This window comes from Corynebacterium occultum (genome assembly GCF_009734425.1).
GTDB lineage: Bacteria > Actinomycetota > Actinomycetes > Mycobacteriales > Mycobacteriaceae > Corynebacterium > Corynebacterium occultum.
Genome location: NZ_CP046455.1, coordinates 2,621,505 through 2,644,844 on the forward strand (window position 1 = coordinate 2,621,505; position 23,340 = coordinate 2,644,844).

General features: G+C 63.6%; 22 protein-coding genes. 4 read left to right on the forward strand and 18 right to left on the reverse strand.

The genetic code is table 11. The features are described from left to right. Positions 1–204: 204 nt before the first annotated feature. The 3 genes from hpt to dacB all read right to left on the reverse strand — a co-directional run bounded on the left by hpt (position 205) and on the right by dacB (position 3,102). A complete protein-coding gene (gene hpt, locus COCCU_RS12040) occupies positions 205–792 on the reverse strand; it encodes a hypoxanthine phosphoribosyltransferase (protein ID WP_156231801.1) in 588 nt (195 codons plus the stop codon). Positions 793–877: 85 nt separating this feature from the next. Continuing rightward, a complete protein-coding gene (tilS, locus tag COCCU_RS12045; RefSeq protein WP_156231803.1) occupies positions 878–1,825 on the reverse strand; it encodes a tRNA lysidine(34) synthetase TilS in 948 nt (315 codons plus the stop codon). Further along, positions 1,825–3,102: a D-alanyl-D-alanine carboxypeptidase/D-alanyl-D-alanine endopeptidase gene (gene dacB, locus COCCU_RS12050; RefSeq protein ID WP_156231805.1), complete on the reverse strand. Its 1,278-nt coding sequence runs from the start codon at positions 3,100–3,102 to the stop codon at positions 1,825–1,827. The genes tilS and dacB overlap by 1 nt, the downstream gene beginning before the upstream one ends. Positions 3,103–3,179: 77 nt before the next feature. On the opposite strand from dacB, the gene COCCU_RS12055 reads away from it, so the two are divergent. Continuing rightward, positions 3,180–3,656, forward strand: coding sequence for an inorganic diphosphatase (locus COCCU_RS12055; protein WP_156231807.1), 477 nt, complete (start codon positions 3,180–3,182; stop codon positions 3,654–3,656). A gap of 225 nt (positions 3,657–3,881) precedes the next feature. On the opposite strand, the gene COCCU_RS12060 is transcribed toward COCCU_RS12055, so the two are convergent. From COCCU_RS12060 to COCCU_RS14565, 7 genes are all read right to left on the reverse strand, one after another. Next, the gene (locus tag COCCU_RS12060) at positions 3,882–5,471 is read right to left on the reverse strand and encodes a polyamine aminopropyltransferase (protein ID WP_156231809.1); all 1,590 of its coding nucleotides are present in this window, start codon (positions 5,469–5,471) and stop codon (positions 3,882–3,884) included. After that, entirely contained in the window at positions 5,459–5,884 is a 426-nt protein-coding gene (locus tag COCCU_RS12065) for a DUF350 domain-containing protein (RefSeq protein ID WP_156231811.1), read from the reverse strand. The genes COCCU_RS12060 and COCCU_RS12065 overlap by 13 nt, the downstream gene beginning before the upstream one ends. A 37-nt stretch (positions 5,885–5,921) precedes the next feature. Continuing rightward, positions 5,922–6,335 carry a DUF4247 domain-containing protein gene (locus COCCU_RS12070; protein WP_156231813.1) on the reverse strand — a complete coding sequence of 138 codons (414 nt, stop codon included), beginning with the start codon at positions 6,333–6,335 and terminating at the stop codon, positions 5,922–5,924. After that, entirely contained in the window at positions 6,332–6,832 is a 501-nt protein-coding gene (locus COCCU_RS12075) for a DUF2617 family protein (RefSeq protein WP_156231815.1), read from the reverse strand. The genes COCCU_RS12070 and COCCU_RS12075 overlap by 4 nt, the downstream gene beginning before the upstream one ends. A gap of 4 nt (positions 6,833–6,836) precedes the next feature. Then, a complete protein-coding gene (locus tag COCCU_RS12080) occupies positions 6,837–7,451 on the reverse strand; it encodes a DUF4178 domain-containing protein (protein ID WP_156231817.1) in 615 nt (204 codons plus the stop codon). Positions 7,452–7,570: 119 nt separating this feature from the next. Continuing rightward, on the reverse strand, positions 7,571–8,404 hold the full coding sequence (locus tag COCCU_RS14560) for a DUF4178 domain-containing protein (RefSeq protein WP_197088356.1): 834 nt from the start codon (positions 8,402–8,404) through the stop codon (positions 7,571–7,573). Between the two features lie 104 nt (positions 8,405–8,508). After that, positions 8,509–8,901, reverse strand: coding sequence for a hypothetical protein (locus tag COCCU_RS14565; RefSeq protein ID WP_197088357.1), 393 nt, complete (start codon positions 8,899–8,901; stop codon positions 8,509–8,511). A 244-nt stretch (positions 8,902–9,145) separates the two neighbouring features. Between COCCU_RS14565 and COCCU_RS12090 the strand changes: the two genes are divergently transcribed. From COCCU_RS12090 to COCCU_RS12100, 3 genes are all read left to right on the forward strand, one after another. Then, complete coding sequence (locus COCCU_RS12090; RefSeq protein ID WP_156231821.1) at positions 9,146–9,439, forward strand: rhodanese-like domain-containing protein; 294 nt, start codon at positions 9,146–9,148, stop codon at positions 9,437–9,439. Positions 9,440–9,961: 522 nt separating this feature from the next. After that, on the forward strand, positions 9,962–10,408 hold the full coding sequence (locus tag COCCU_RS12095) for a MarR family winged helix-turn-helix transcriptional regulator (RefSeq protein WP_156231823.1): 447 nt from the start codon (positions 9,962–9,964) through the stop codon (positions 10,406–10,408). Positions 10,409–10,415: 7 nt separating this feature from the next. After that, a complete protein-coding gene (locus COCCU_RS12100; RefSeq protein WP_156231825.1) occupies positions 10,416–14,312 on the forward strand; it encodes a Pls/PosA family non-ribosomal peptide synthetase in 3,897 nt (1,298 codons plus the stop codon). A 165-nt stretch (positions 14,313–14,477) separates the two neighbouring features. Here the strand turns inward: COCCU_RS12100 and ppk2 are convergent, their stop codons facing one another. The 8 genes from ppk2 to COCCU_RS12140 form a co-directional block, all read right to left on the reverse strand. Continuing rightward, a complete protein-coding gene (gene ppk2, locus COCCU_RS12105) occupies positions 14,478–15,377 on the reverse strand; it encodes a polyphosphate kinase 2 (protein WP_156231827.1) in 900 nt (299 codons plus the stop codon). Positions 15,378–15,591: 214 nt separating this feature from the next. Beyond that, positions 15,592–15,717 (reverse strand): PorA family porin, encoded by a 126-nt coding sequence (locus tag COCCU_RS12110; RefSeq protein WP_156231829.1) that lies wholly within the window; start codon positions 15,715–15,717, stop codon positions 15,592–15,594. A 100-nt stretch (positions 15,718–15,817) separates the two neighbouring features. Continuing rightward, positions 15,818–16,003: a PorH family porin gene (locus tag COCCU_RS12115; RefSeq protein ID WP_156231831.1), complete on the reverse strand. Its 186-nt coding sequence runs from the start codon at positions 16,001–16,003 to the stop codon at positions 15,818–15,820. 655 nt (positions 16,004–16,658) lie between these two features. Beyond that, on the reverse strand, positions 16,659–18,299 hold the full coding sequence (groL, locus tag COCCU_RS12120; RefSeq protein ID WP_156231833.1) for a chaperonin GroEL: 1,641 nt from the start codon (positions 18,297–18,299) through the stop codon (positions 16,659–16,661). Between the two features lie 241 nt (positions 18,300–18,540). After that, a complete protein-coding gene (locus COCCU_RS12125; protein WP_156231835.1) occupies positions 18,541–18,807 on the reverse strand; it encodes a hypothetical protein in 267 nt (88 codons plus the stop codon). Further along, on the reverse strand, positions 18,804–20,150 hold the full coding sequence (locus COCCU_RS12130; protein ID WP_156231837.1) for a TRAFAC clade GTPase domain-containing protein: 1,347 nt from the start codon (positions 20,148–20,150) through the stop codon (positions 18,804–18,806). The genes COCCU_RS12125 and COCCU_RS12130 overlap by 4 nt, the downstream gene beginning before the upstream one ends. 4 nt (positions 20,151–20,154) lie before the next feature. Then, a complete protein-coding gene (locus tag COCCU_RS12135; protein ID WP_156231839.1) occupies positions 20,155–21,111 on the reverse strand; it encodes a hypothetical protein in 957 nt (318 codons plus the stop codon). Next, positions 21,111–23,336: a GAP1-N2 domain-containing protein gene (locus COCCU_RS12140; RefSeq protein ID WP_156231841.1), complete on the reverse strand. Its 2,226-nt coding sequence runs from the start codon at positions 23,334–23,336 to the stop codon at positions 21,111–21,113. The genes COCCU_RS12135 and COCCU_RS12140 overlap by 1 nt, the downstream gene beginning before the upstream one ends. Between the last annotated feature and the right edge of the window lie 4 nt (positions 23,337–23,340).

Below are 23,340 nucleotides of genomic sequence, written 5' to 3' on the forward strand. Positions count from 1 at the left end.
GACAGCCGGGTCTGCGTTGGCGCTCGGCCTGGGCCTTTCTGTGCGGAGACGACACTGCGGGGCGGTGCGGTGAGGGTCTGACCTTTAGGGTCCCACCTCGTCCCTTCGGAAGGTGCGGGACAGAAAACGGTACGCGGGGGGTACTGCTGGGTATGTCTAGATTTCCAACGCCTGAGCGGGGTGATTCGTTCCCTGGGCAGGTAGCTAGTTGTCGGAGTAGACGCTGGGGTTGAGGGTGCCCACGTAGGGCAGGTCCCGATAATGCTCGGCGTAGTCGAGACCGTAGCCGATGACGAACTCGTTGGGAATGTCGAAACCAACGTCGAAGAGATCGATCTTGGCGGTCTGCACCTCCGGCTTGCGCAGCAGGGTGACCACCTCCAGGGACTTGGGGCGACGCACCTTGAGGTTCTTCAGCAGCCAGGACAGGGTCAGGCCGGAGTCGATGATGTCCTCGACGATGACGACATTGCGGTCCTCGATGTCCCGGTCCAGGTCCTTGAGGATGCGGACCACACCGGAGGAGCTGGTGGAGTTGCCGTAGGAGGAGACGGCCATGAACTCCATCTGGCTGGGGATGGACAGCTCGCGGGCGAAATCAGTGAGGAAGAACACCGCCCCCTTGAGGACACAGACCAGCAGCAGATCATCCTCGCTGTCGGCGTACTGGCGGGAGAGTTTGTCGGCCATCTCCTTGATACGCTGCTTCAGCTGATCCTCACTGATGAGGACGGCCTCCACATCAGTGCCGTACTTGTTCTCCGGAACGTTGAAGTCTTTCTGATCGTGCATCAGGGGTTCCCTCTCACTTTGTGGTGACCAGCAGGATAAAGCTCAATGTCGCCCATACTACTTACCGGGGCGACACCAATTGAACTCAGGACGTTTCCTCCTCACCCAGCACCAGCCGATCACCCACGCGGCGCACCACCAGCCGGGCGCTGACATCCCCCCCGACCGCCACCGGCCCCTGCCCCCTCCAGTCCACCAGCAGCGCGTCCACCCCGGCCAGGACGGCGGCGTTGACCGCACAGCCATGATGGTGCAGGAAGGCGGCGATACGGCGGCGTCGCAAAGCAACTGGCTCGGCGGCGCACTCCACACCCAGCTCATCCCGCTTATCGACGATCCCGTCCAGGGCTGCCGCGTCCTCCGCGGCGATCTGCGCGGCCCGGGCCAGACCCCCGCTGATCTCATGACCGAAGACTTCCCTGAGCAGGGGAATCACTTTCCGGCGCACCCCCACCCGGGCGAAATTCTCCTGCTCATTCTGGGGGTCCTGCCAGGGCTCCAGGCCCAGCTCCCCACAGGCCCCGAGGGTGGCTGAGCGGGGCTGGGTCAACAGGGGCCGGTGGATCTGGCCGTTGACCGGCAACATGCCGGCCGCGGTCCCCCGCACCGCCCGCAGGATCAGGGTTTCGGCCTGGTCATCGAGAGTGTGACCCACCCACACCGGCCGCTGCCCCGCCGCCTGCCGCAACGCCTGGTAGCGGGCCCGACGCGCCGCCGCTTCCAGGGATCCCCGCGGGTCGACGTGGACCGCCACGACTTCGGCGGTGGCCCCCATGTGGCGGGCCTGCTCGGCGGCGCGCTCCGCCACCTGTGCGGAACCTGCCTGCAGCTGGTGGTCCACGCAGAGCGCATGGACCGGGAGCCCTTCCGCCCGGGCAGCGGCGCTGAGTGCCAGGGAGTCCGCTCCCCCGGACAGCCCCACCACCACCTGGGTCGCGGGGTGGGTGTGGAGATGTCGGCGTACCGCCAGGCGGAGCTGGTGGAGATGCCGTGCGTTCTTCGGCAGTTCCAGGCTTCCGATGAAGCGGGGCATCAGTTTTCCCGGATGGCGGAGGCGAAGGTGTCCAGGGCCTCGCGCTGGGACAAGATCGGGGCGTCATTGCTGAGCAGGGCGAAGGTGTAGACCCGGCCGCTTCTTGAGGTAACCACTCCGGCGAGGGCCGAGGTGTCGGTCAAGGTGCCGGTTTTGGCGCGCACCCAGCCGCGGCCGGCGAGATCTTCATAGCGTTCGATGAGGGTGCCGCTGCCGGCGGCGACGGGCAGGGTGCGCAGGACTTCGGCGAGGTCGGAGCCTTGGGCGGCGTCGAGAAGCAGCGCGTCCAGCAGGGCGGGGGTGATGAGGTTCTGGGGGGAGAGTCCGCTGTTGTCCTGCAGGGAGGTGTTGATGGTGTCGAAGGAATGTTCCTGCAGGGCGGCGAGTGTGGCGCGGGTGGCACCGGCGAAATCGGGGCTCTCTCCCCGGGCCAGGGCCACCTCGCGGCCGATGGCCTCGGCCATGACGTTGTCGGAGTGGACCATCATTTCCCGGACGCGGTGGATCAGCGGTGGGGAATCCGTGCTGGCCAGTAGTTGTGCCTCAGCGGGGGCGCTGCCGAAACCGGTGTCGGTGGCACCTACCTCCCGGGCCAGGGCAGCGGCGACATCCAGGGCGGGGGTGTGGCTGCGTGGGACATCCCCGGAGTCTGCACCGATCCGGCCCTGGTGGATCATGGCGGGTTCCATCGGGGCGACATAGCCGCCGTCGACATTGCCCTCATCCCAGCTGTCCAGATAGGTCGGACCGGACCAGAGGGAGGTGTCGATGAGCACCCGTTCCGCGGTGCCGACCTGCTCGGCCAGCTCAGTGATGTTTTCCGGGGTCAGCCAGACATCACCGGCGGCGCGGATCACCACGGTGCCGGGGGTTTCACCTGCCACCACCTCAGTGCTGAGCACCTTGGTGGGTTCCAGAGTGTAGATCGCCGCCGCAGAGGTGAGGACCTTGGTGGAGGAAGCCGGGCGGAGTGCCTTAAGGGGGTTCTGCTCGAAAACCACTTCCCCGCTCACCGCGTCCGTGACCCGGGCCCCGAAGGTTCCCAGGTCGGGGGTGTCGGCCAGCTTCCGGAGGCGGGCCGCCAATGCCGTGTTATCCACCTCCCCTTCTGCCTGTGCGGGCAACAGCTCCCGCTCGGGAGCCTCCGCAAGGGCAAAGGCCGGGGCATGTTCCAGCTCCGAATAGCGTTCCTGAGTAACCACCCCGACAGTGACAACGCCCGCCACCGCGAGGCCGGCGATAATCGCCGAACTGATCCACCACACCTTCTTAGCCATCGGCTAACAGCGTAGTCCCTGAGGCTGACAGCTAAGATGAAGGCTGCCAAATCCGCGATGAGGAGAATCGAAGCATTATGAACGTTGAAGTGACCGTCGAGATCCCGAAGGGCTCCCGCAACAAGTACGAGGTCGACCATGAGACCGGCAAGGTCTACCTCGACCGCTACCTGTTCACCCCGATGGCCTACCCGGCCGACTATGGCTTCATCGACCACACCCTGGGTGAAGATGGCGATCCGATGGACGCACTGGTCATCGCACCGGAGCCGGTGGTTCCGGGTGTCATCGTCCGCGCCCGTATCGTCGGCGTGTTCAAGATGACCGATGAGGCCGGTGGCGATGACAAGCTGCTCACCGTCATCGATGACCCGCGTTTCGAATCCTTCCAGGACATCAACGACATCTCCCAGTTCACCCAGGATGAGATCGAGCACTTCTTCCTGCACTACAAGGATCTGGAGCCGGGCAAGGAAGTAAAGGGCGCCGGTTGGGGCACCAAGGAAGAGGCTGTGCGCATCTACCAGGAGTCCATCGAGCGCTACGGCAAGTAAAAAGTTCTGACTACGGCCAGAAGTACCGCTGCATTTAAGGAGCCGGCATTCCCTGACTTGTTTCAGGGGTGCCGGTTTTCTTTATGTCTGTTTTTGGGGAATGCAACGTAGAAGGCGCATCCACGGGTCCCGAGGGGTGAAAACGGGTGATTTTATGCCTGGATGCGCCTTCTACATTTCCTGCCTCGCCGGAGGGCCCCCGCCCCCGCTAAAAGACCGCCCCTACTACTCCCCTGCCTGCCGGTAACCCCGCCGCAGGTCCTCCACCACCCTCGGGTGATCCAGGGTGGAGGGTTCAAGTTCCTTTTTCTGGTTGTCCTCCCCGAAGACGGTCGCCGCCGCCAGCACCTCATCATTGAGGAACTCCAGCTCCGGGGTGTCCGGCCGCAGGCCCAGCTTCATCTCGGTGGGGCCGCAGAGCTGGAAACCCCAGTCCCCGAAAGTGGGCACATGCACATGGTAGGGAATCAGTTTCTCGCAGCCCGCGGCGGAGAGGGTCGCACCGATCCGCCAGAACACATCCGGGGTGGTGTAGGCGCTGGAGGACTGCACCACCATGCGCCCGCCCTCATTCAGCCGCGCCCCGGCCAGGGTGTAGAACTCCTGGGAGTAGAGCCGGGCCATGGTGTCATTATTGGGGTCCGGCAGGTCGATGATGATGGCGTCATAGCTTTTCCCCTGCTCCCCACCGCCCCGCAACCAGGTGAAGGCATCATCGACGATGACCTTCACCCTGGGGTCTTCCATGGCCCCACCATTGTCTTCACGCAGCACGGTGTTGGCCACCTCGATCACCTTCGGGTCCAGCTCCACCTGGGTGATCTGCATCCCGGGGAATTTCAGGAGCTCCCGGGCCGCCAACCCATCCCCACCACCGATGATCAGCACTTCCTCCGCAGCGGGGGAAAGCACCGGGTAGACCAGGGATTCGGTGTAGCGGTGTTCATCGCGGGTGGAGTACTGCAGCCCACCGTTGAGATATAAGCGCCGGTCCTGACCTCTTTGGGTGACCACGATGTCCTGGTAGTCGGACTGCTGGGAGAACACCAGGGGGTCAGTGTAGAGCTGCTGGCGGGCGGTGGTGACGATCCCCTCGGAACGGATCAACAGGGTGGCCAGCAGTGCGATCGCCAGCAGCAACGCACCCACTGACACCACGAACTGGCGTCCCGGCAGCAGGTGACGCAAGAGCACACAGCCGACGAAAAGGGCGGCCAGCAAGTTGATCATTCCGGCTGCGGCGGCACCCCGCATCATCCCCAACCAGGGGAGCAGGATGAAGGGCCAGGACAGGCCACCGATCAGGGCGCCGAGGTAGTCGGCGGCGTTGAGGGTGGCCACCAGGGAGCCGGTGGTGCGGGCATCGGCGATGCGGCCCCGCTGGATCATGGTCATCAGCAGCGGCAGTTCCGCGCCCACCAGGATGCCGATCAGGGCGGTGGCCAGCACCAGGATCCAGATGGACTGGCCGATGGTGGCGAAGGTCAGGTAAAGCACAATGGCGGAGGTGCCACCGATCAGACCGAGCAGGGTCTCCACCCCGAGGAAGGTCTGCGCCGGCCAGCGCAGGAAGGGTTTGACCAGCAGGGCACCCAGGCCCAGGGCGGCCACATAGCCGGCGACGATCAAGGAGGTCTCCACGATGCCACCGCCGTTGAGACTGGCGGAAAGAGAGACCAGGGCCAGTTCATAGACCAGACCGGAGGCCGCACAGATCGCGACCGACACCAGGAGCAACCAGCGCCACACCCGGCTCAGTTCCACCTGGGGCGCCCCCACCCCCTCACTGACCCGGGGTTGGGCTAGATCAGACATGCAGCGTTAACTGCTCCCACCACAACCAGAATGACGGCGGCGACCACCGCACCGGAACGCAGCTTCGGGTCCTCCACCAGGTCACGGAAACGACCCGGGATGAACACCTCCAGCAACACCATCACAACCACCTGGATCAGCAGACCCAGCGCACCGAAGACGGCGGTTTCAATCAGTCCCTCCGAGAGAATGTCGGAGGAGGTCAGCACGGCGGTGACCACGATGATGCCGATGGACACCTGCTGGGCGACGGTGATCAGCGCAGCATTGGGAAGATGGTGCACGAACACCAGTTCATGCAGCTTACCGGGGGTGATCAGGTCCAGGATGATGAAACCGATGACGAGGATCACGGCGGCCAGGACGAAGTACGCGAGGGTTCCGGTGACACCGGTGAGCAGGTACTCGCTCATTGCTTTCTCCTTGATGGTGAGGGGGTGGGAAGGGTGCTTATTTGACGCCGCCGCCGGACCCGGAGGATCCGCCGCTGGAGCCACTCGGTGAGGAAGGTGCGAAACCACCGCCGAGCCAGATGAAGGCGCCGTTATTGACGCGGTTGAGGTCCTCGATGGTGACCCGGCAGTCCGGGGTGCCCTCCCCGCTGACGATCACCAGGTTCCGGTTATAACGCAGGTAGGTGTCACCGGTGTTCGGGTCCGTCTGCTGGGCCTGGGGCTGCTGCATCGCGACGATGCCACCCACCACGCCACTTTCATTGGCGCAGGAGTAACTGCCGTTATTGCCCTCCCAGCGCTGCGAGATCTGACTGCTCAACGAGTCCCTGCTGATCAGGGCCGCGAACACGCAGATGATCGCGAGCACCAGCAGGATGATGCCGATGGTGCGGGCTAATTTGGCGCTCATGGTCGGTAGGTGCTCCTTGTGCTCACGATGGTCAGTTCCCCGGGGTAGAGATGGTGGGTCCACCACCGCCACTCCCCCGCCACGAACTCACCCTTCAGTGCGGTCAGATGATGCCTGCCCACCCCGGGGAAGGTGGCGATCAGCCAGTCCCCGCCACCCGCGGCAATGGCGTCCCCGGCAGTCTCGAAGGCATCCGGGGAGAATGCCCGGGTGCGGGTGAGCAGACGATAGCCCCCCTCATCCACATCCTCGGGCAGCGGCCAGCACGCTCCCGCAGCCTGGGGCGCATCACAGGAGATCTCCTCCCGGAACTGTCCCGACGGAGCATCCACGGTGACCACATGGGAACCGCCGATCACCGCCAGATGCAGCGAAGAAGGATGACCGGGGGCGTCGATAAGCCGCTCCGCCAGAACTGCGGGCAGCTCACCATTCCAGCTCACGCCGAGCTGGGTGGCGCTGACATCCGCCGGGATGCAATCAAGTACACGGTGCATGGGGCTAGTGTTTCGGTGCCGGGTAGACCTTGAGCTCACCCGGCAGCACCTTCCAGCCGAGCGAGACCTCAGTGGGGCCATCCTCACCATAAACCTCGAAGCTGAGCAGGCGATTCCCACCTGCCTCCGCCATGTCCCAGAACTTATAGCGACCGAAATCACCGACCCCCGTGGTGCCCTCGGAGCGGTACTCACCGACACCGCTCTCCACCTTGCGGTAGCGCACACCCTCGACGGTGACCTCCCCGGCCGGCTCGATATCCAGGTCGGGGCGCGAAATCCACCAACCCAGGTTCAGCTCCCCCTCGTCATATTCGACGCTGAGGTACTCACCACCCTTGCCGCCCTCGAGCAGGTACTCATGCCAGACATACTGGCCCTGGCGCAGGGCGATCCCACCACGGCAGACATAGTCGATGCCACCGAAGGAGACGATCGCGCCGGGGCCGAGGATCTCCGGGCCGAAACCCTGGGAACCATCCGAGTCCTTCAGGGGGTCTTGACGGAAGGGCTGGCGATCAGCAAGACCATCATCGTCCTTCTTGCGCACCGAGATGACGAAGAAAACGACGGCGGCGACCGCCAGGATGACGGCCAGAATCAGCCAGGTTGAGGCCATGGAATTCTCCCTAGGCAATTGGGGTCAGGGGCAGTACGCCGGTCAGCATACCTTCCGATGATGTCACTAACCCCATGCAAATCCCAGGGCTACCGGGAATGCCTCCCAATCGTTATTTCTTATGCCTCGGGTTGTGGGGCCTCGACCACCAGCTGATCATGGGAGATATAGCGTCCCAGGGAAGCCCCCGGCTTGGCCTCCACCCCCCAGGTCTCCAGTCGCAGCAGGGGATGGGCGGATGCTTCCACGGCTTCATCGGCGTGGAAGTCCGTGAAGAAATACTGGCCCTGGGTGACCGCGCCGCTCAACCCGGAGACCGCGAAGAGCGCATCCCCGGCATCCCCACGGCGGTAGGTGACCCCATCGGCGGATACCTCGGTGTCGGTCTCATCCACCATCAGGTCGGGCCGGTTTTCCCACCAGCCCAGGCGGATCCGGCCCTCGATGTCCTCCACGCTGATCCAGCGGGATCCCGTCCCACCCTGGAGCATGTGCTCGTACCAGATCCGTGGTTCCGGCTGATCCGGATCGGCCTTACCCTCGGTATCCAGGCCGCCCACCTTCAGCGCACCGGTCCCCGCCACCAGGTAGCGGGTGCCCTCAAAGATGACGTGGGCCCCGGCCGCCAGGACGGTGGGACCGAATTTATCCGCCCCCTGCACCCCCTCGAAGGAGACATTGAGTTCCGGTTGGGGCACCTCACTGTGCTGGGGCGGAGCCTGGAACTGGGCGTTATTGCGGCGGGACACCTCCTCCGCATCATCGACCCAGCCTTCCTCCCCTTCACGCCACACCTCTTCCGGCGCCTCGGGGACACCACCGCCGCCCAGATTGGGGCCCAGAAACTCCTTCGTCTCCTCCACCTGCTGCCGCTGGCGGCCCGCCAAGCCGTACCAGAGGCCGATGACCGCGACAACCAACACCGCCAGAACCAGCCACAACCAGATGTTCATCTTGGCTTCTCCCTTGAAAATGTCCCTGCTTAAATACCTTGTGAACAGCGTACCTGTGGGCCTGGACACCTTGGGCGTTTTGGGTCGCGGCGTCGCTAAGTGCTTCAGTTCTGGAAGAAGGACTGCGCCACCGCGGCGATCAGCCCGACCACCAACAACCAGACCGCCAGGGCCAGGCCGACCATCGCCCAGGGCAGGGGTTCGATGAGCAGCAGCACCAGCAGCAGCGGGGAGCCGACCGCACCGGACCAGAGCAGCCAGCGGGGCAGCTGCCGGGCGGGTTGGCGGAGCAGGGCGGCCAGCAGGCAGACCATCGCCACCGGGGCAGTGAGTGCTGCGACTGTGGCCAGGGTTGCCCCGAGCGCCATGAGCACCACCCACTGCAGGAAGAGCCAGCCCACCGCCCCGGTGAGTGCGACGACGATCCAGAGCCGGAAGGTGATCGACCAGGTGAGCCGGCGCAGCTGCACCGGGTTCATGGCCGCGACGTTGTTCACGTGTTTTCAGTGCTCCTTCAGATGGGGGTGGGTGTGCCCCGCCCCCGCAAGGGGATCCGGGATGAACCCCAGGGGGAGGGATTTCCCCACGGTGTCTGGACCTCACGATGGCGGCGGAGTCACTAGCATTGAGGACGACTGGCCGCATTCTCTTCGGTTTTCTCCGGCCCGAACAGTTCCGGGAACTCCTCGGCCAGCCCCGAAAACATCTCTGTCACACGATTATTCCAGGAGGAACCGGAAGATGAAGAACGTCAGTGTCAACGAGGTCCCGGCCGATGCCCAGCTTATCGACGTCCGCGAGAACGACGAGTGGGCCATTGACCACGCCGCCGACGCCGTCCACATCCCGATGAGTGATTTCATCGGCCGGATCAACGAGATCGACGCGGAGCGCGATATCTACGTGATCTGCAAGCTCGGTGGCCGTTCCGCACAGGTTGCCGAATACCTGGATGAAAAGCTCGAGGGTGCCCGGGTCTACAACGTCGATGGCGGCACCGATGCCTGGCGCAAGGCCGGTCTGCCGATGGCCTAGGCCAAAAACCTCAGCGCCAGCGACACCAGAACACCGCCACCCCAGAACCGGAGGGAGCCCAGCCGACCCAGTCTCGGCGGGGGCTCCCTCTTGACGTTTTTGCCCCCTCCGGGGCCAGTCCGAACCCTGCAGACCCGGGCCGGGGGCAATATCCTCCCCCTGGGGCATTGTTTTCCGAGGCACCACCCCCCTACCCTGGCACGCCGACACCCCTGGAGTGCACCAGACGCCGTGATCCCACCAGCACATCGCGAACAGTTTCCCCGGCCCACACTGCGCCGACCCACACCTCGCCGCTCCACACCTCTCAGGAGGGGAACCGGCCTTTATTTTCCGGTGATATCCCACGGATAAAACCACCTCATGTCATATGTGGAGCGAAAGGAAACTTTTTTCCAGGCCACCTATGAAAACTATTCCTGCAGCTCAGAACATAAATCTCCCCGAAATCAGTGGCTAACATTAATAGTTGGCCATCACCCATCTTTTTACAAAGCCATGATATCGGTTTATGATAATCCCATGCCTTCCACTAATGAGATACCCACAGCGCTGCTGGAGTCTCCTTCATTCCAGCTGGAGCGTCTGCGTCGCCGCACCCGTGATGAAGCGGAGCAGGCTCTCAACACCCAGGAAACCTCGCTGCGGGAGTACTGGGTCCTCACCTGCCTCGTCGACCGTGACGCAGCAAGCCAGTCCTATCTCAGCGAACTCCTGGCGATCGACGCCTCCGACATGGTTCGTCTCATCGACGCCCTGGAGGCTCATGGCTGGGCCGCCCGGGAGCGGGATCCGAAGGATCGCCGTCGTCAGATCGTGACCAGCACCAAGAAGGGTCGCAGTGCGCAGGCCAAACTTGTCGCACTGGTGACCGAGGCAGAGGACCGGGCTCTGGATGAGTCCACCTCCAAACAGCTCAAGCATCTGCGGAAACTCGCAGCCAGCATCATCGCCACAGAAGAGGATTAATTTCATCGTGTCGCTCAAGGACATACCGGCGCAGTTCCTCCGCGCCGCGGAGGCCCCTCCCAAACGCACGCTCTATGAGGTGCTCGCCACCACCGCCCAGCTCAACCCGGAGGCGGCGGCCATCGACGACGGTGAGATCATCACCTACTCCGAGCTGATGGATGCGGTTCATGAACTGGCCCGTGAACTGCACGCCAACGGGGTGCGTCGCGGGGACCGCATCGGTGTCCGTATGTCCTCCGGAACCAAGGACCTCTACATCGCCATCCTGGCGACCATCGCCGCCGGTGCCGCCTATGTGCCGGTTGACGCAGATGACCCGGATGAGCGTGCGGACATGGTCTTCGGGGAGGCGAAGATCAACGGTGTCTTCACCGATGAGGGCTTCCGGATGCTGCGCCCCACCGCCGGTGGCGACACCCGCCGCCCCCTGCTCGATGACACCGCCTGGATCATCTTCACCTCCGGCTCGACCGGCAAGCCCAAGGGCGTGGCCGTCAGCCACCGCTCCGCCGCCGCCTTCGTCGACGCTGAGGCCCAGATGTTCCTGGTGGACTCCCCCGGCGGCCCGCTGGGTCCCGAGGACCGCGTCCTGGCCGGGCTTTCCGTAGCCTTCGACGCCTCCTGTGAGGAAATGTGGCTGGCCTGGGGACACGGTGCCTGCCTGGTGCCGGCCCCGCGTTCCCTGGTTCGTTCCGGCATGGACCTCGGCCCCTGGCTGATCCGTCGCGACATCACCGTGGTCTCCACGGTGCCCACCCTGGCCGGGCTCTGGCCGGCGGAGGCGCTCTCCCATGTGCGCCTCCTGATCGTCGGCGGTGAGGCCTGCACCCAGGAACTGGTGGAGCGCCTTTCCACCCCGGACCGTGAGGTGTGGAACACCTACGGCCCCACCGAAGCCACCGTGGTCGCCTGTGGCACCCAGCTCTACGCCGGTCAGCCGGTGGGCATCGGCCTGCCGCTGGCGGGTTGGGACCTGGCCGTCGTGGACGGTGAGGGTACCCCCGTCGGCATCGGCGAGGTCGGTGAACTGGTGATCGGTGGTGTGGGCCTGGCCCGCTACCTCGATCCGGAGAAGGACCGCGAGAAGTACGCGCCCCTGCCCTCCGTGGGCTGGTCCCGCGCCTACCGTTCCGGTGACCATGTCCGCCTGGAGGAGGATGGCCTCTACTTCGTCGGCCGGGTGGATGACCAGGTCAAGATCGGAGGTCGTCGCATTGAGCTGGGCGAGGTGGACGCCAACGTCGCCGCCCTGCCCAATGTCCGCTCCTCCGCTGTGGTGGTGCAGACCACCGGCGCAGATCAGAAGGTGCTGGTCGCCTATGTCTCCCTGGAGAATGAGGAGGCCGGTTTCCATCAGAAGGAGGCCGCGACACGGTTGGCTGAGACCATGCCCGCCGCCCTGGTTCCCCGCATCTGTGTGATGGAGGATCTGCCGGTGACCACCTCCGGCAAGGTGGACAAGAAATCCCTGCCCTGGCCCCTGCCGGGAGTCGGGGTGGAGGCCACCAACCTCACGGAAATCGAGGCCTGGCTCGCCCAGATCTGGGTTGATGTGCTGGGCACCGCCATTGAGGATGCCGACGCGGATTTCTTCTCCCTCGGTGGTTCCTCCCTGGCCGCAGCCACCCTGGTCGGCAGGGTCCGCGCGAAGGTCCCGACCGTCGCCGTCCGCGATCTCTATGACCATCCCCGCCTCGGTTCCTTCGCCGAAACCGTGGAGAATATCGCCGCCAAGTCCGGTGTCACGCTTGACGACGCCCCCGCTAAGCCGGCCCGCGAGGTTAAGCCGGTGGGCTTCGGCACCCGGCTGGCACAGGCACTGATCCAGGTGCCGATCATGACCCTCCAGGCCGGTTCCTGGGTGGCCTGGCTGGCCCTGATCAATAATGTCGCTGTGGAGTTCGGTACCCCCTGGGCGGTGTCCCTGCCCTGGTGGGCGGTGATCGCCATGGTCCTGATCCTGGCGACCCCGCTGGGCCGCCTCCCGATCGGTGGTTGGGGTGCCCGCCTGCTCACCACCGGGATCGCCCCCGGAAACTACCCGCGCGGTGGTTCCACCCACCTGCGGATCTGGGCCGCCGAAAGACTTTCCGATGCCTCAGGTGCCCGCAATATCGCCGGTTCCACCTGGGTGAACTACTACTCCCGTTCCCTGGGGGTGAAGGTCGGCCGGGGCGTGGACCTCCACACCCTGCCGCCGGTCACCGGCCTGCTGACCCTGGGCCAGCACTCCTCCATCGAACCGGAGGTGGATCTCTCCGGCTACTGGGTGGACGGCGACATCCTCCGCATCGGTGCCATCGAGATCGGCCCGAACGCCCGCGTCGGCGCCCGCTCCACCCTGCTGCCGGGCACCGTGATCGGTGCCGACGCCCACGTCGAAGCGGGTTCCACCGTCACCGGCAACAAGATGATCAAGGCCGGCTCCCGCTGGTCGGGCAGCCCCGCCGTCAAGGTGGGCCGCTCCAAGCACCGCTTCCCGGATGAACATCCTCCCCGCCGCAGCCGCTGGGTCCCCATCTACGGAACAACCTCCATCCTGCTCTCCCTGCACCCCCTGATCGCCCTGGGTGCCGGTGTACTGCTGGTGCTGTGGCTGCTGAACCTGACCGGCGGCAACGCCTTCCTCGGTGCACTGGTCTTCGCTCCCCTGGGTGGCCTGGCCGCCTTCGCCACCTACATGGTGCTGACCTGGCTGGGGGTGCGCCTGCTGGGCATCGGACTGAGCCCGGGGGTCACCCCGGTGCGTTCCCGCCGGGGTTGGCAGATCTGGGCCACCGAGCGTCTCATGGATGATGCCCGCACCCACCTCTTCCCGCTCTACGCCGCACAGCTGACCCCGCTCTGGTTCCGCAGCCTCGGCACCAAGATCGGCAAGGACGTGGAGATCTCCACCGCGGTGATGGTGCCGAAGCTCTCCGATATCCGTGATGGTGCCTTCCTGGCCGATGACACCCTCATCGGCGGTTATGAACTCGGCGGCGGCTGGATGCTGACCGGCGAGTCTCGCGTGGGCAAACGCTCCTTCGTCGGCAACTCCGGCATCGTCGGCACCGGCCGCAAGCTGGCCAAGAATTCCCTGGTGGCGGTGCTCTCCTCCACCCCGAAGAAGACCAAGGCCAATGCCAACTGGTGGGGGTCCCCGCCGGAGCGGATGCGCCGCGTGACCGTCGAAGCTGACGGTGGTGATGCCCTGACCTACAACCCGGGCCTGCGGGTGAAGCTGACCCGTGGCTATATTGAGACCCTGCGTCTGCTGGCACCCATGTTCTCCGCCATGCTGCTCGCCTTCTCCCTCAGCCTGATGCAGCTGCTGCTGCAGTACGCCGATGGTCTGGCTGGCCTTGGCCTGGCCTGGCTGCTGGGCGGACTGATCCTGATGCTGACCGGCATCATCGCCATGGTCGTGACCGTGATCGTGAAATGGCTCTGTGTGGGCAAGCACAAGGCCGGGGATCACCCCCTCTGGTCCTGGTTCGTGTGGCTCAATGAGCTCCAGGACGCTTTCGTCGAAACCGTCGCCGGCCCCTGGTTCCTCGTCCCGAACCTGGGTACCGGTCAGATCAACACCGCCCTGCGACTGCTGGGTGTGAAGATCGGCCGTGGTGCCTGGATCGACAGCTACTGGTTCCCGGAAACCGACCTGATCAGCGTGGGTAAGGGTGCCACCGTCGGCCCCGGAACCGTGGTTCAGACCCACCTCTTCCAGGACCGGGTGATGAGCCTGGACACCGTCACCATCGGTGAAGGTGCCACCCTGGGCTCCCACTCCGTGGCACTGCCCGCCGCATCCCTTGGTGATGCCGCGACCGTCGGCCCCGGTTCCCTGGTGATGCGCGGTGACCAGGTACCCGGCAACACCCTCTGGCAGGGCAACCCGATCGAACCCTGGCAGCAGTAGTCTCCACATACTGACGTCGAAGACCCGAGGGGTTCACCTTCTGCCGGGCATGGACCCTATATCCGGCATAGGAATGGCCCCGGCAGGAAGTTTTCCTGCCGGGGCCATCAGGCTGAGCTCACGGTGCGGTGAAATTAATTCAGTTCAGCTAGAGTTCCGGGGCTTTTAGTCACCGATCTGGGAGATGCCACGCAGGACGATATTGGGGTCCGGTGTTCCCACGATCTCATGGTCTTTTTCGGTGTACTCGAACTTGCTGAGGACATAGCGCATCGCGTTGATGCGGGCCCGCTTCTTGTCATTCGACTTGATGGTGATCCAGGGGGATTCATCAGTGTCGGTGTAGCGGAACTGCTCCTCCTTGGCGCGGGTGTAGTCATCCCACTTGTCCAGGGAGGCCAGGTCCATCGGGGAGAGCTTCCACTGACGAACCGGGTCAACCTGACGGATGGCGAAACGGGTGCGCTGTTCCTTACGGGTCACCGAGAACCAGAATTTGGTCAGGGAGATGCCCGAACCCAGCAGCATATTCTCCAGCATCGGAACCTCACGCAGGAATTCGGCGTGCTGGGACTCCGTGCAAAATCCCATGACGCGTTCCACGCCAGAACGGTTGTACCAGGAGCGATCGAAGAACACGATCTCCCCGGCCGCCGGGAAGTGCTGGATATAACGCTGGAAATACCAGGAGGTGGATTCCCGCGGGGAAGGCCTCTCCAGGGCGACGGTGCGTGCCCCACGAGGATTGAGGTGCTCATTGAAACGCTTGATGGTGCCGCCCTTACCGGCGGCATCACGCCCCTCGAAGAGCACGATGTGCCGCTGCCCCGTCTCCTTGGTCCAATTCTGGAATTTCAGGAGCTCGATCTGGAGGGCACGCTTGATCTTCTCGTACTCCTCGCGGGTCATCCGCTCCTCATAGGGATAGTTCTCGCGCCAGGTCTCGATCGCGGTGCCATCTGGACGGAGCAGTGTCGGATCATCCTCATCGGAGTCATCCACGACATAGCCCTCGGTTTTTGCGAGATCGATGACGGGAAGTTCATCACCATTGTGTTCAGCCATAGAGATGATTCTACTGGTTGCCGGGGAAATAGCTCGGCGAAAACGGTGAACTTCCGCCCCGAGATTATTTCCACCCCGGATTCACTTATCAACCCCCACCTGATCCCTCCCCATGGTGGGCCCTCCCCCGGGCAGGAAAAAATCCCGATCCTAAAAGAAGGATCGGGATCTAAAGCTGTCAGTCAGAACTGACTCAAGCCTTGAGGGATGCTATTTACAGCAGGCCCAGCAGGTCAGCGAGGGCGCCAGCCCAGGTGCCAGCGGTATCCAGCAGGCCGAAGACCTCGCCGAAGATGCCATCGGAGGAAGCAGCGGACCAGGTGGTGAGGAAGTCAGACATATGTACTCCTTATGAGTTAAGAATATTCTTGCGTTAAAGAGGGTCCGGCTCTGGCTCAAAGGCCCGGGCCGGGGTGTGTCACCGAAGTGACAGCTAAGACTTATTCCTCAGTGGAGGAGCCGGCCTCAATGATGGAGGAGGTCTCAGCAGTGCTGTCCTCAGCGCCGCCAGTGAAGAAGCTGATGAGAGTCTGCAGCAGATCCGGGAGGCCGGTGAGAACATCGCCGATGTTCTTGCCGAAGGTGGCGAAGACGTCAAGCTGATCGATAGCGAAATCAAGATCCATTAAATTGCTCCTTGAGAGGACCAGCAGAAAGCTGGTGGGTTTCCAGTTTGCTGACACCCCTCAGGGCGTCACAGGAATTTATTCTGTCACACTTCGCAAAGCCGTCAAGTCTTTCTGGCGAACGTCTGTGACAGGGATGAGCAGCATCTCATCAATCCATAGTTAAAATTTTCATTAACAGTTTTGGCCTGAAAGTCGCCGAGCTGCGGATTTACTTCCGTTCCCGTTAACGGGAGACAAAGCCTTGATGACCTCTGTAACGGATCTTCAAAAATTCCGATATCAGGGTCCACCTTCCCCCTTTCAGGAAAAGAAAACCACCCAATTCGGGGGTGAAACCACCCCATAATTACATGGGCGAAGCCCTGCCCGAGCTAGAGAGCAACCCGTTTTCCCTCTGAACGGAGCGCCTTGGTGAAGTTTTCCTGAGGATGTTATCAGTCTTAATAACCCTCGTCGAACGCTATTGAAAATGCCTGCCCCCGGAACCAGCTGCACCCACCTGAGGGTGGCTCAACAGCCGCTGAGCTTCACCCCCGGTTTTTCTCAGCCCACGCCTCCCTTCCCCAAGGACGCGAAAGCACCCCCAGAACCCCGCGAGGGGCCCCTGGGGGCGCGTTCCCTGATGGTGAGCCAGAGGGGCTACCTGGGAGGCTTAGAAGCCGCCCATGCCACCCATCTCATCAGCACCCGGCATTGCGGAACCTGCCGGCTGCGGCTTGTCGGCGACGACAGCCTCAGTGGTCAGGAAGAGAGCCGCGATGGAGGCGGCGTTCTGCAGTGCAGAGCGGGTCACCTTGACCGGGTCGTTGATGCCGGCGGCCATGAGGTCCTCGTACTCGCCGGTGGCGGCGTTGAGGCCCTGACCCTCCGGCAGCTCGAGAACCTTGGCGGCGACGACGCCCGGCTCCAGGCCAGCGTTCTGGGCGATCTGCTTCAGGGGTGCGGACAGTGCCTCGTTGACGATGCGCACACCGGTAGCCTCATCACCGGTGAGCTGGAGGCCCTCCAGAGCCTTGGCAGCCTGCAGCAGAGCCACGCCGCCGCCGGCGACGATGCCCTCCTCGACAGCAGCCTTGGCGTTACGGACGGCATCCTCGATGCGGTGCTTACGCTCCTTGAGCTCGACCTCGGTAGCGGCACCGACCTTGAGGACTGCAACGCCGCCAGCCAGCTTGGCCAGACGCTCCTGCAGCTTCTCCTTGTCGTAGTCGGAGTCGGAGTTGTCGATCTCGGCGCGAATCTGGTTCACGCGACCCTCGATCTGCTCCGGGGTACCGGCACCCTCGACGATGGTGGTGTCGTCCTTGGTGACGACGACCTTGCGGGCGCGACCCAGCAGCGGCAGATCAGCGGTCTCCAGGGAGAGGCCGACCTCCTCGGCGATGACCTGGCCACCGGTGAGGATGGCCATGTCCTGCAGCTGCGCCTTGCGGCGGTCACCGAAGCCCGGTGCCTTGACGGCGACGGACTTGAAGGTGCCACGGATCTTGTTGACGACCAGGGTGGACAGTGCCTCGCCCTCGACGTCCTCGGCGATGATCAGCAGCGGCTTGCCGGACTGCATGACCTTCTCCAGCAGGGGCAGCAGATCCTTGATGTTGGAGATCTTGGAGGAGACGAAGAGGATGTACGGATCCTCCAGGACAGCCTCCAGACGCTCGGTGTCGGTGGCGAAGTAACCGGAGATGTAGCCCTTGTCGAAGCGCATACCCTCGGTGACCTCGAGCTCAACACCGAAGGTGTTGGACTCTTCGACGGTGATGACGGAATCCTTGTTGGCCTTGCCAGCGCCGACGGCGTACATGGCCTTGGCGATCTGGGCACCGATGGCCGGGTCGGCGGCGGAGATACCGGCGGTGGCAGCGATCTGCTCCTCGGTCTCCACCTCCTTGGCCTGGCTCAGCAGGTGCTCGGTGACCTTGACCACGGCCTGCTCGATGCCGCGCTTGATGCCCATCGGGTTGGAACCGGCGGCAACGTTGCGCAGGCCCTCACGGACCATTGCCTGTGCCAGCACGGTGGCGGTGGTGGTGCCGTCGCCAGCGACGTCGTCAGTCTTCTTCGCTACTTCCTTGACCAGCTCGGCGCCGATCTTCTCGTAGGGATCCTCAAGCTCGATCTCACGGGCGATGGAGACACCGTCGTTGGTGATGGTCGGGGCGCCCCAGGACTTTTCCAGGACGACGTTACGACCCTTGGGGCCGAGGGTGACCTTGACAGCGTCGGCCAGGATGTTCAGACCCTTTTCCAGACCACGACGTGCCTCTTCATCGAAGGCAATCATCTTTGCCATGTGTTGTGCTCCTTGATTCAAGTGTTGCGAGAGACGACACTCACGTCTGAGCTTCAAGCAGGCGCCCGCGACGGCACGGTCGGTGAGTGTGAACCAACCTCACCCGCTCGTTTTTCGTTTTCGTTTATCTGGCACTCAAATAGCTCGAGTGCCAGCTTCCGTTTTAGCAGTCGAACCCGACGAGTGCAAGGTGCGACACCCCGGCGAGTCCCTGGCCAGGGGAAACGACCGGAGGGTGCCCCTACATCTTCGACAACACCTGGTCGGCGGTCTCGGTCGCCACAAAGAGCTCGGTGGACCAGAGATAGCCCATCAGCAGCGCCACCAGGAGGATGGCAATGACCGCAGAAAGGATCCAGGCCATCATCCGCCCCCGGCGCGCCTTGTTCTCTGCCCGACGGTCACTTCCCCACTGTTCCGCCTCGGTGACCGCGTCCAGGCTCACGCTGTCCCCACCGGGGGCCGGGGACTGACTGTCCCAGCCGGGATTACCTGCCGGATAACTCACTTGAACCACCACTTCTTCTTTTTCTTCCCCGCCGCCGGTTGTTCTTGCTGTGGTTCCGGTTGGCTGAGGTTGGGATTGGTCTGCTGGGGTTGCTGCCCGGGGTGCCGCTGGGGAGCCTGCTGGGGGGAGGCACCATCCTCGGGCGGGTAGTGCTGCTGGCCGGGGTGAGCAGCCTGCTGGGGCACCTGGGAGGGCTGCTGCGGGGCGGATCCCCAGGCCGAGGGGAAGTCCGCCGGGATGTGCGCGCCGTCGAAAAGCCCGTACTCGGCGAATACCTCCCGCACCGGGTCGAGACAATGGAAGGGGGCGATGCCGGTGCGGCTGACGCGATCCCCCTCTGGTGGGGCACCGAGCGCGGAGACCGCGAAGCAGCGGAAGGGATAGGTGTGGGAACCCATGAGCGGAATATTGAGCTGGTTGAGCAGCTCATTCGCCCCCAGACAGCTCAGCAGGCTGCGGATCTCCAGATCCAACAGGGTGCTGGCACCTTTGTCGAAGGGCTGGTCCAGGGGTGCGCTGTCCCGGCGGAAGGAGGCTCCGTAGTTGCTCATCACCCGCTGCCAGTTCACCTGGTCACCCCCACCGTAGAAGGCGCCGTGCTCCACCTCCGAGAGGAATTGCATGGTGTCAAACTTGGAGAGGCAGAGGGAGATCCGAGGGCGGTCAACGGGTCCGAGCACACTGAGCACATTGCGCAGCACCGCCGTCGGATCATCATCACCGACATCATGGCTGGGCACCGTGCCCTCCAGCATCCGCGCGATCTCCGGCACCGCCATCGGGTCATAGAGGAAGATGACGCGGTTGGCGTAGCGGAAGAAGTCCAGCTCCGCCTGCCGCTCCACGAATTTCTCCTCCTTGAGGTCCTCGCCCGCCACATCACGGAAGACCACGAAGATCCGCTTGCCGGGGAACTGCCGGCTGGTCAGGGCGAAAATCAGGGGGCGCTGCTGATGCGCATCCGAGGAAGCCACCGGCGGGGTCGGCGGCAGCAGACCCATCTGTTCGAAGAGTGGTTTCTCATACTTCTCCTCGTAGATCATCCGGGTGGTTTCATCGGCATAGCGGAAGGTGCCACCGTTCTCCACGACCAGGCGCTTCAACAGCTTGACGACGACCGCGATGTAGAGGCTCTTGCCCGAGGACCGCGCCCCCGCCATGGCGAAGGTGATGGTGCTGGAGTTCTGCCAGCCCTGCGGCAGCGGCCACTCCGCCTGGTACTTCGGGTTGACGAAAGGGGAATGTTGCGCCGCCGGATCCTCCATCACCCGGAAGGTATAGGGACAGCGGGTGGGTAACTGACCATCGCCAGGTTCCGCGCTCAAATTCTGTGGGAAATTCATAACCCTACTTCTCTCCCCTGGTCAACGTGTCGTACATGATTCTGGTGGGTGCTCTCAGCGTGGTGTCATTGTGTTCCGTGACCGCCTTGATCATCTGCCCGTCGAAGACGGTCGCGGTGATCCCCTGCGGCAACAGTGGTGGCCGGGGGCTGAGGAGGTGCACCATACCGGGAAACTTGAGCACCTCGGCCGGCAGGTCATCAGAGATGACCACCAGTGCCTCATCAGGGGAGATCTGGCTCAGTTCCACTCCCCAACCTACTTCGCGGCGCTCAAACTCCCGCTGGCCCAGCGCCTGGATCGACTCTGCCCCCTGCAACAGCTCCGGGGTGCTGCTGGCACTGCTGGTCAGCAACTGCACCCTGCGGTCGGCGACGATGCTGGAGAGCACCCCCGCGGCGAAGGTGAACATGGCCCCGAAACATTCCGGGGAGGTGCTGTAGTTCATGGAGGAGGTGACATCCACCAGCAGCGTGAGGTCACGACGCTGCCCCTGGGGCAGGCCGTCCCGGTCAATGGAGCTGCGCAGGGCGGAACGCACCCCCGCCGAACCGGCGTCCAGGGAACCGTCCCCACCGGTTTCCCCAACCTGGATGTAAACCTGATCCCCCTCCGGAATCACCCGGAGGATGGTGCTGGCACGTAACCCGCCGACCTCGAAGGCCGGAAGTTCCAACCGGGTTTCCCCACCGGCCCCGGAAGCGATGCTCAAGGTGGCGAAAAGGCTGGTGCCGCTGATGAACTGCGAGCCACTGTGACCCGGCAGGACCGTGATCTCGGCTTCGCCCTGGGGGTTGCGCAGGGCAACCAGGTTGCTGTTGGGCCTGCGGTGGGACTCCAGGGTGGGGGAAATCTCCACCTCGAAGCTGCTGTCATCGCTCAAGAAGACCTGCAGCTGAGCGAGGAACTTATCCCGGGGGACAATATGGGACTGGCCTGAGGCCAGACGGATGACCGCCATCAGTTCTTCTCCTTATTCTTGTTCTTCATCCGGAAACGTCTGCGGCTCTGGGTGGCTGGTGGCGGTTCCGTCGCCGGGGATTCGGGCCTGCGCCTTTCACCACTGGGTGCGGTGCGGGGCTCCGTGTTTTTGGACGGGGACGAGGTCTGCTGCACGGGGGGTGTTTTTTCCTTCAATCTGGCGAGCATCGCCTGAGCCACCAGCCCAAATACCAGGTTTATTTTCTCGCTGCGGCGAATATAGTCTTTCCGGGTATATGACTCCACGAGGCGGAGCAGTGCGGCCATTTCCCGGTCGTTCCAGGGCAGGTCCTGATAATCCTGATCCGCGATGGTTCGACCCAGATCCTTGAGTGAAGCCTCCGCGAGATCACCGCCCACTTCCGCCAAGGGCTCTACGCGGTGCTGGACCGCCCTGCGCGTCAGCTCCGTCAGTTGATTGGTCAGGGCCGTTTCTTTAATGGCGTCTTCGTGGAGCACCCGCTGAATCTCAGCCCGCAGCACCACTGAGTAGTACACACGTAATAGTTCATCTGAGTAGTCTTCGGGGCTGTTCTCGATCACTTCCTCATCCAGCAGACGCTGCAGCATAACCGGGGTGTCTTTCGCCCTGAGCACCATGATCAAGGAACCGATCGGCACCCGCAAACCGATTTTCGCCAACCATTTCTCCGCCCCGGCGGGTTCCCGGTCAGGGCCCGAGCCGACCCCACTGAATGGTGGTTCGGGAATGACCCGATGCTGCTCAACCTGGCCCCGTGGTGCCCGGGTAGTCGGCTGCACCGAATGTGAATACCCATATTCCCGGTTCGCCCGCTCAAATTGAAAATGCAGCTGCGAATGTGCCCCGGGATGCAACGCTCTCCCCTGCTGCCACTCGTCCATCGCCGGGAAGTGGTTAAAATGGGAGCGGAACTCAGACCCGTTGATCTTCTCCACCAGCAACTGGGTCTGCAGCAGGAAATCAACGTAATAGATCAGTGTCAAAATCGGTGCGGCATAGATCAGCTCCAGATTCTTCATCGCCTGTTCCCTCAGCGACTGCTGCTTCTGCGGGGGAAGTTTCCCGATCTGGAACGCCTGCCAAGTCTCATTAGGTGGCATCCGGCTTGGATCTGCAAGAAGAGGGTTCGCTATCACCTTCTCCACCCAGGCCAGATCCCCTCGGCGGTGCGGCAGATAATCCCCGACCGGCGCCCGGGGTGCCGCAGCCTTCCCCTGATCCAGCTGCTGATCTGCCAGTTTCACCAGCTCTGCGGGCAGCTTGGCGGCATGCTTACGCACCAGCCTCGCCAGGCCATCACCCAGCCGGTAAGTCACCCGCGCCGACTCATTGGCGGCCATCAGTTCAGCTGGCAGCTCATCACCCGCCAGTCCACTGCGAAGCAACCCGGTGGTCAACTGCGCCCAACTGCCGGTGAGTTCCGGGGTGTGCGTGGCGGGATCGTCGGGGTCGATCAGCTGAATGCCCCTGCGCCCGACCAGCTGATGTTTGTCCTGTGCGGGGAGCACCAGCACCGGCAGCAACCCGTTGCGGAAATCCTGGGTGGGCAGGGCCGCCGCCCTTTCGAAGGTGGAGAAACTTAAGAGTCTACGGGCTTCCGCCGGGGTGAGGGTGGAGGACAACGCCATCAGCCAGAAGGCCGCCTGATCGGGGTCCTCGAGCAGCAGCACCGCCTGTTCCTTACCTGCCTGAAGCACGTCCTGCAGCCGGTGGAGGGCACCGCTGCGATCCCCGTAGAGTTCCTTGACCAGCATCCAGGAGGCGTAGAGGTCCGACTTGGAGCCCGGCCGAGGTTCCGCCAGCCCAGGCTCCAGGGAGACCGCGTTGACCTCGGTGGCACGGAAGGGGGTGAGCAGATCCGGGGAACGAAAAAAGTTGATCGGGTACTGCGCCTTGAGCGGGATGTCCAGATCCCGGTCAATCACCGCATGGGTGAATACATTGCCGGGTCGGCCGGTGGCATCCTTGCCGGCGGGCACGGACTGCATGATCAATGCGCCCTTTTTGAGCGGCTGGTATTCAAAGCGCCGCGGCAGCTCAGCGATCGCCTTGGAGCCGATGAAATCATCAAAGGTCTGCACCGGGATGAGGCTGGTCGGGGCATGCTCCGCGACCAGCTGGTGGTGCTCCTCGGCGGCGCTTATCGACGGTCCCGTGCGCCACCCGCCCTGTCCGGAGGCATTGCGGAAGGAGGCATAGGTGACATGCGTCCAGGGACTCATCGGA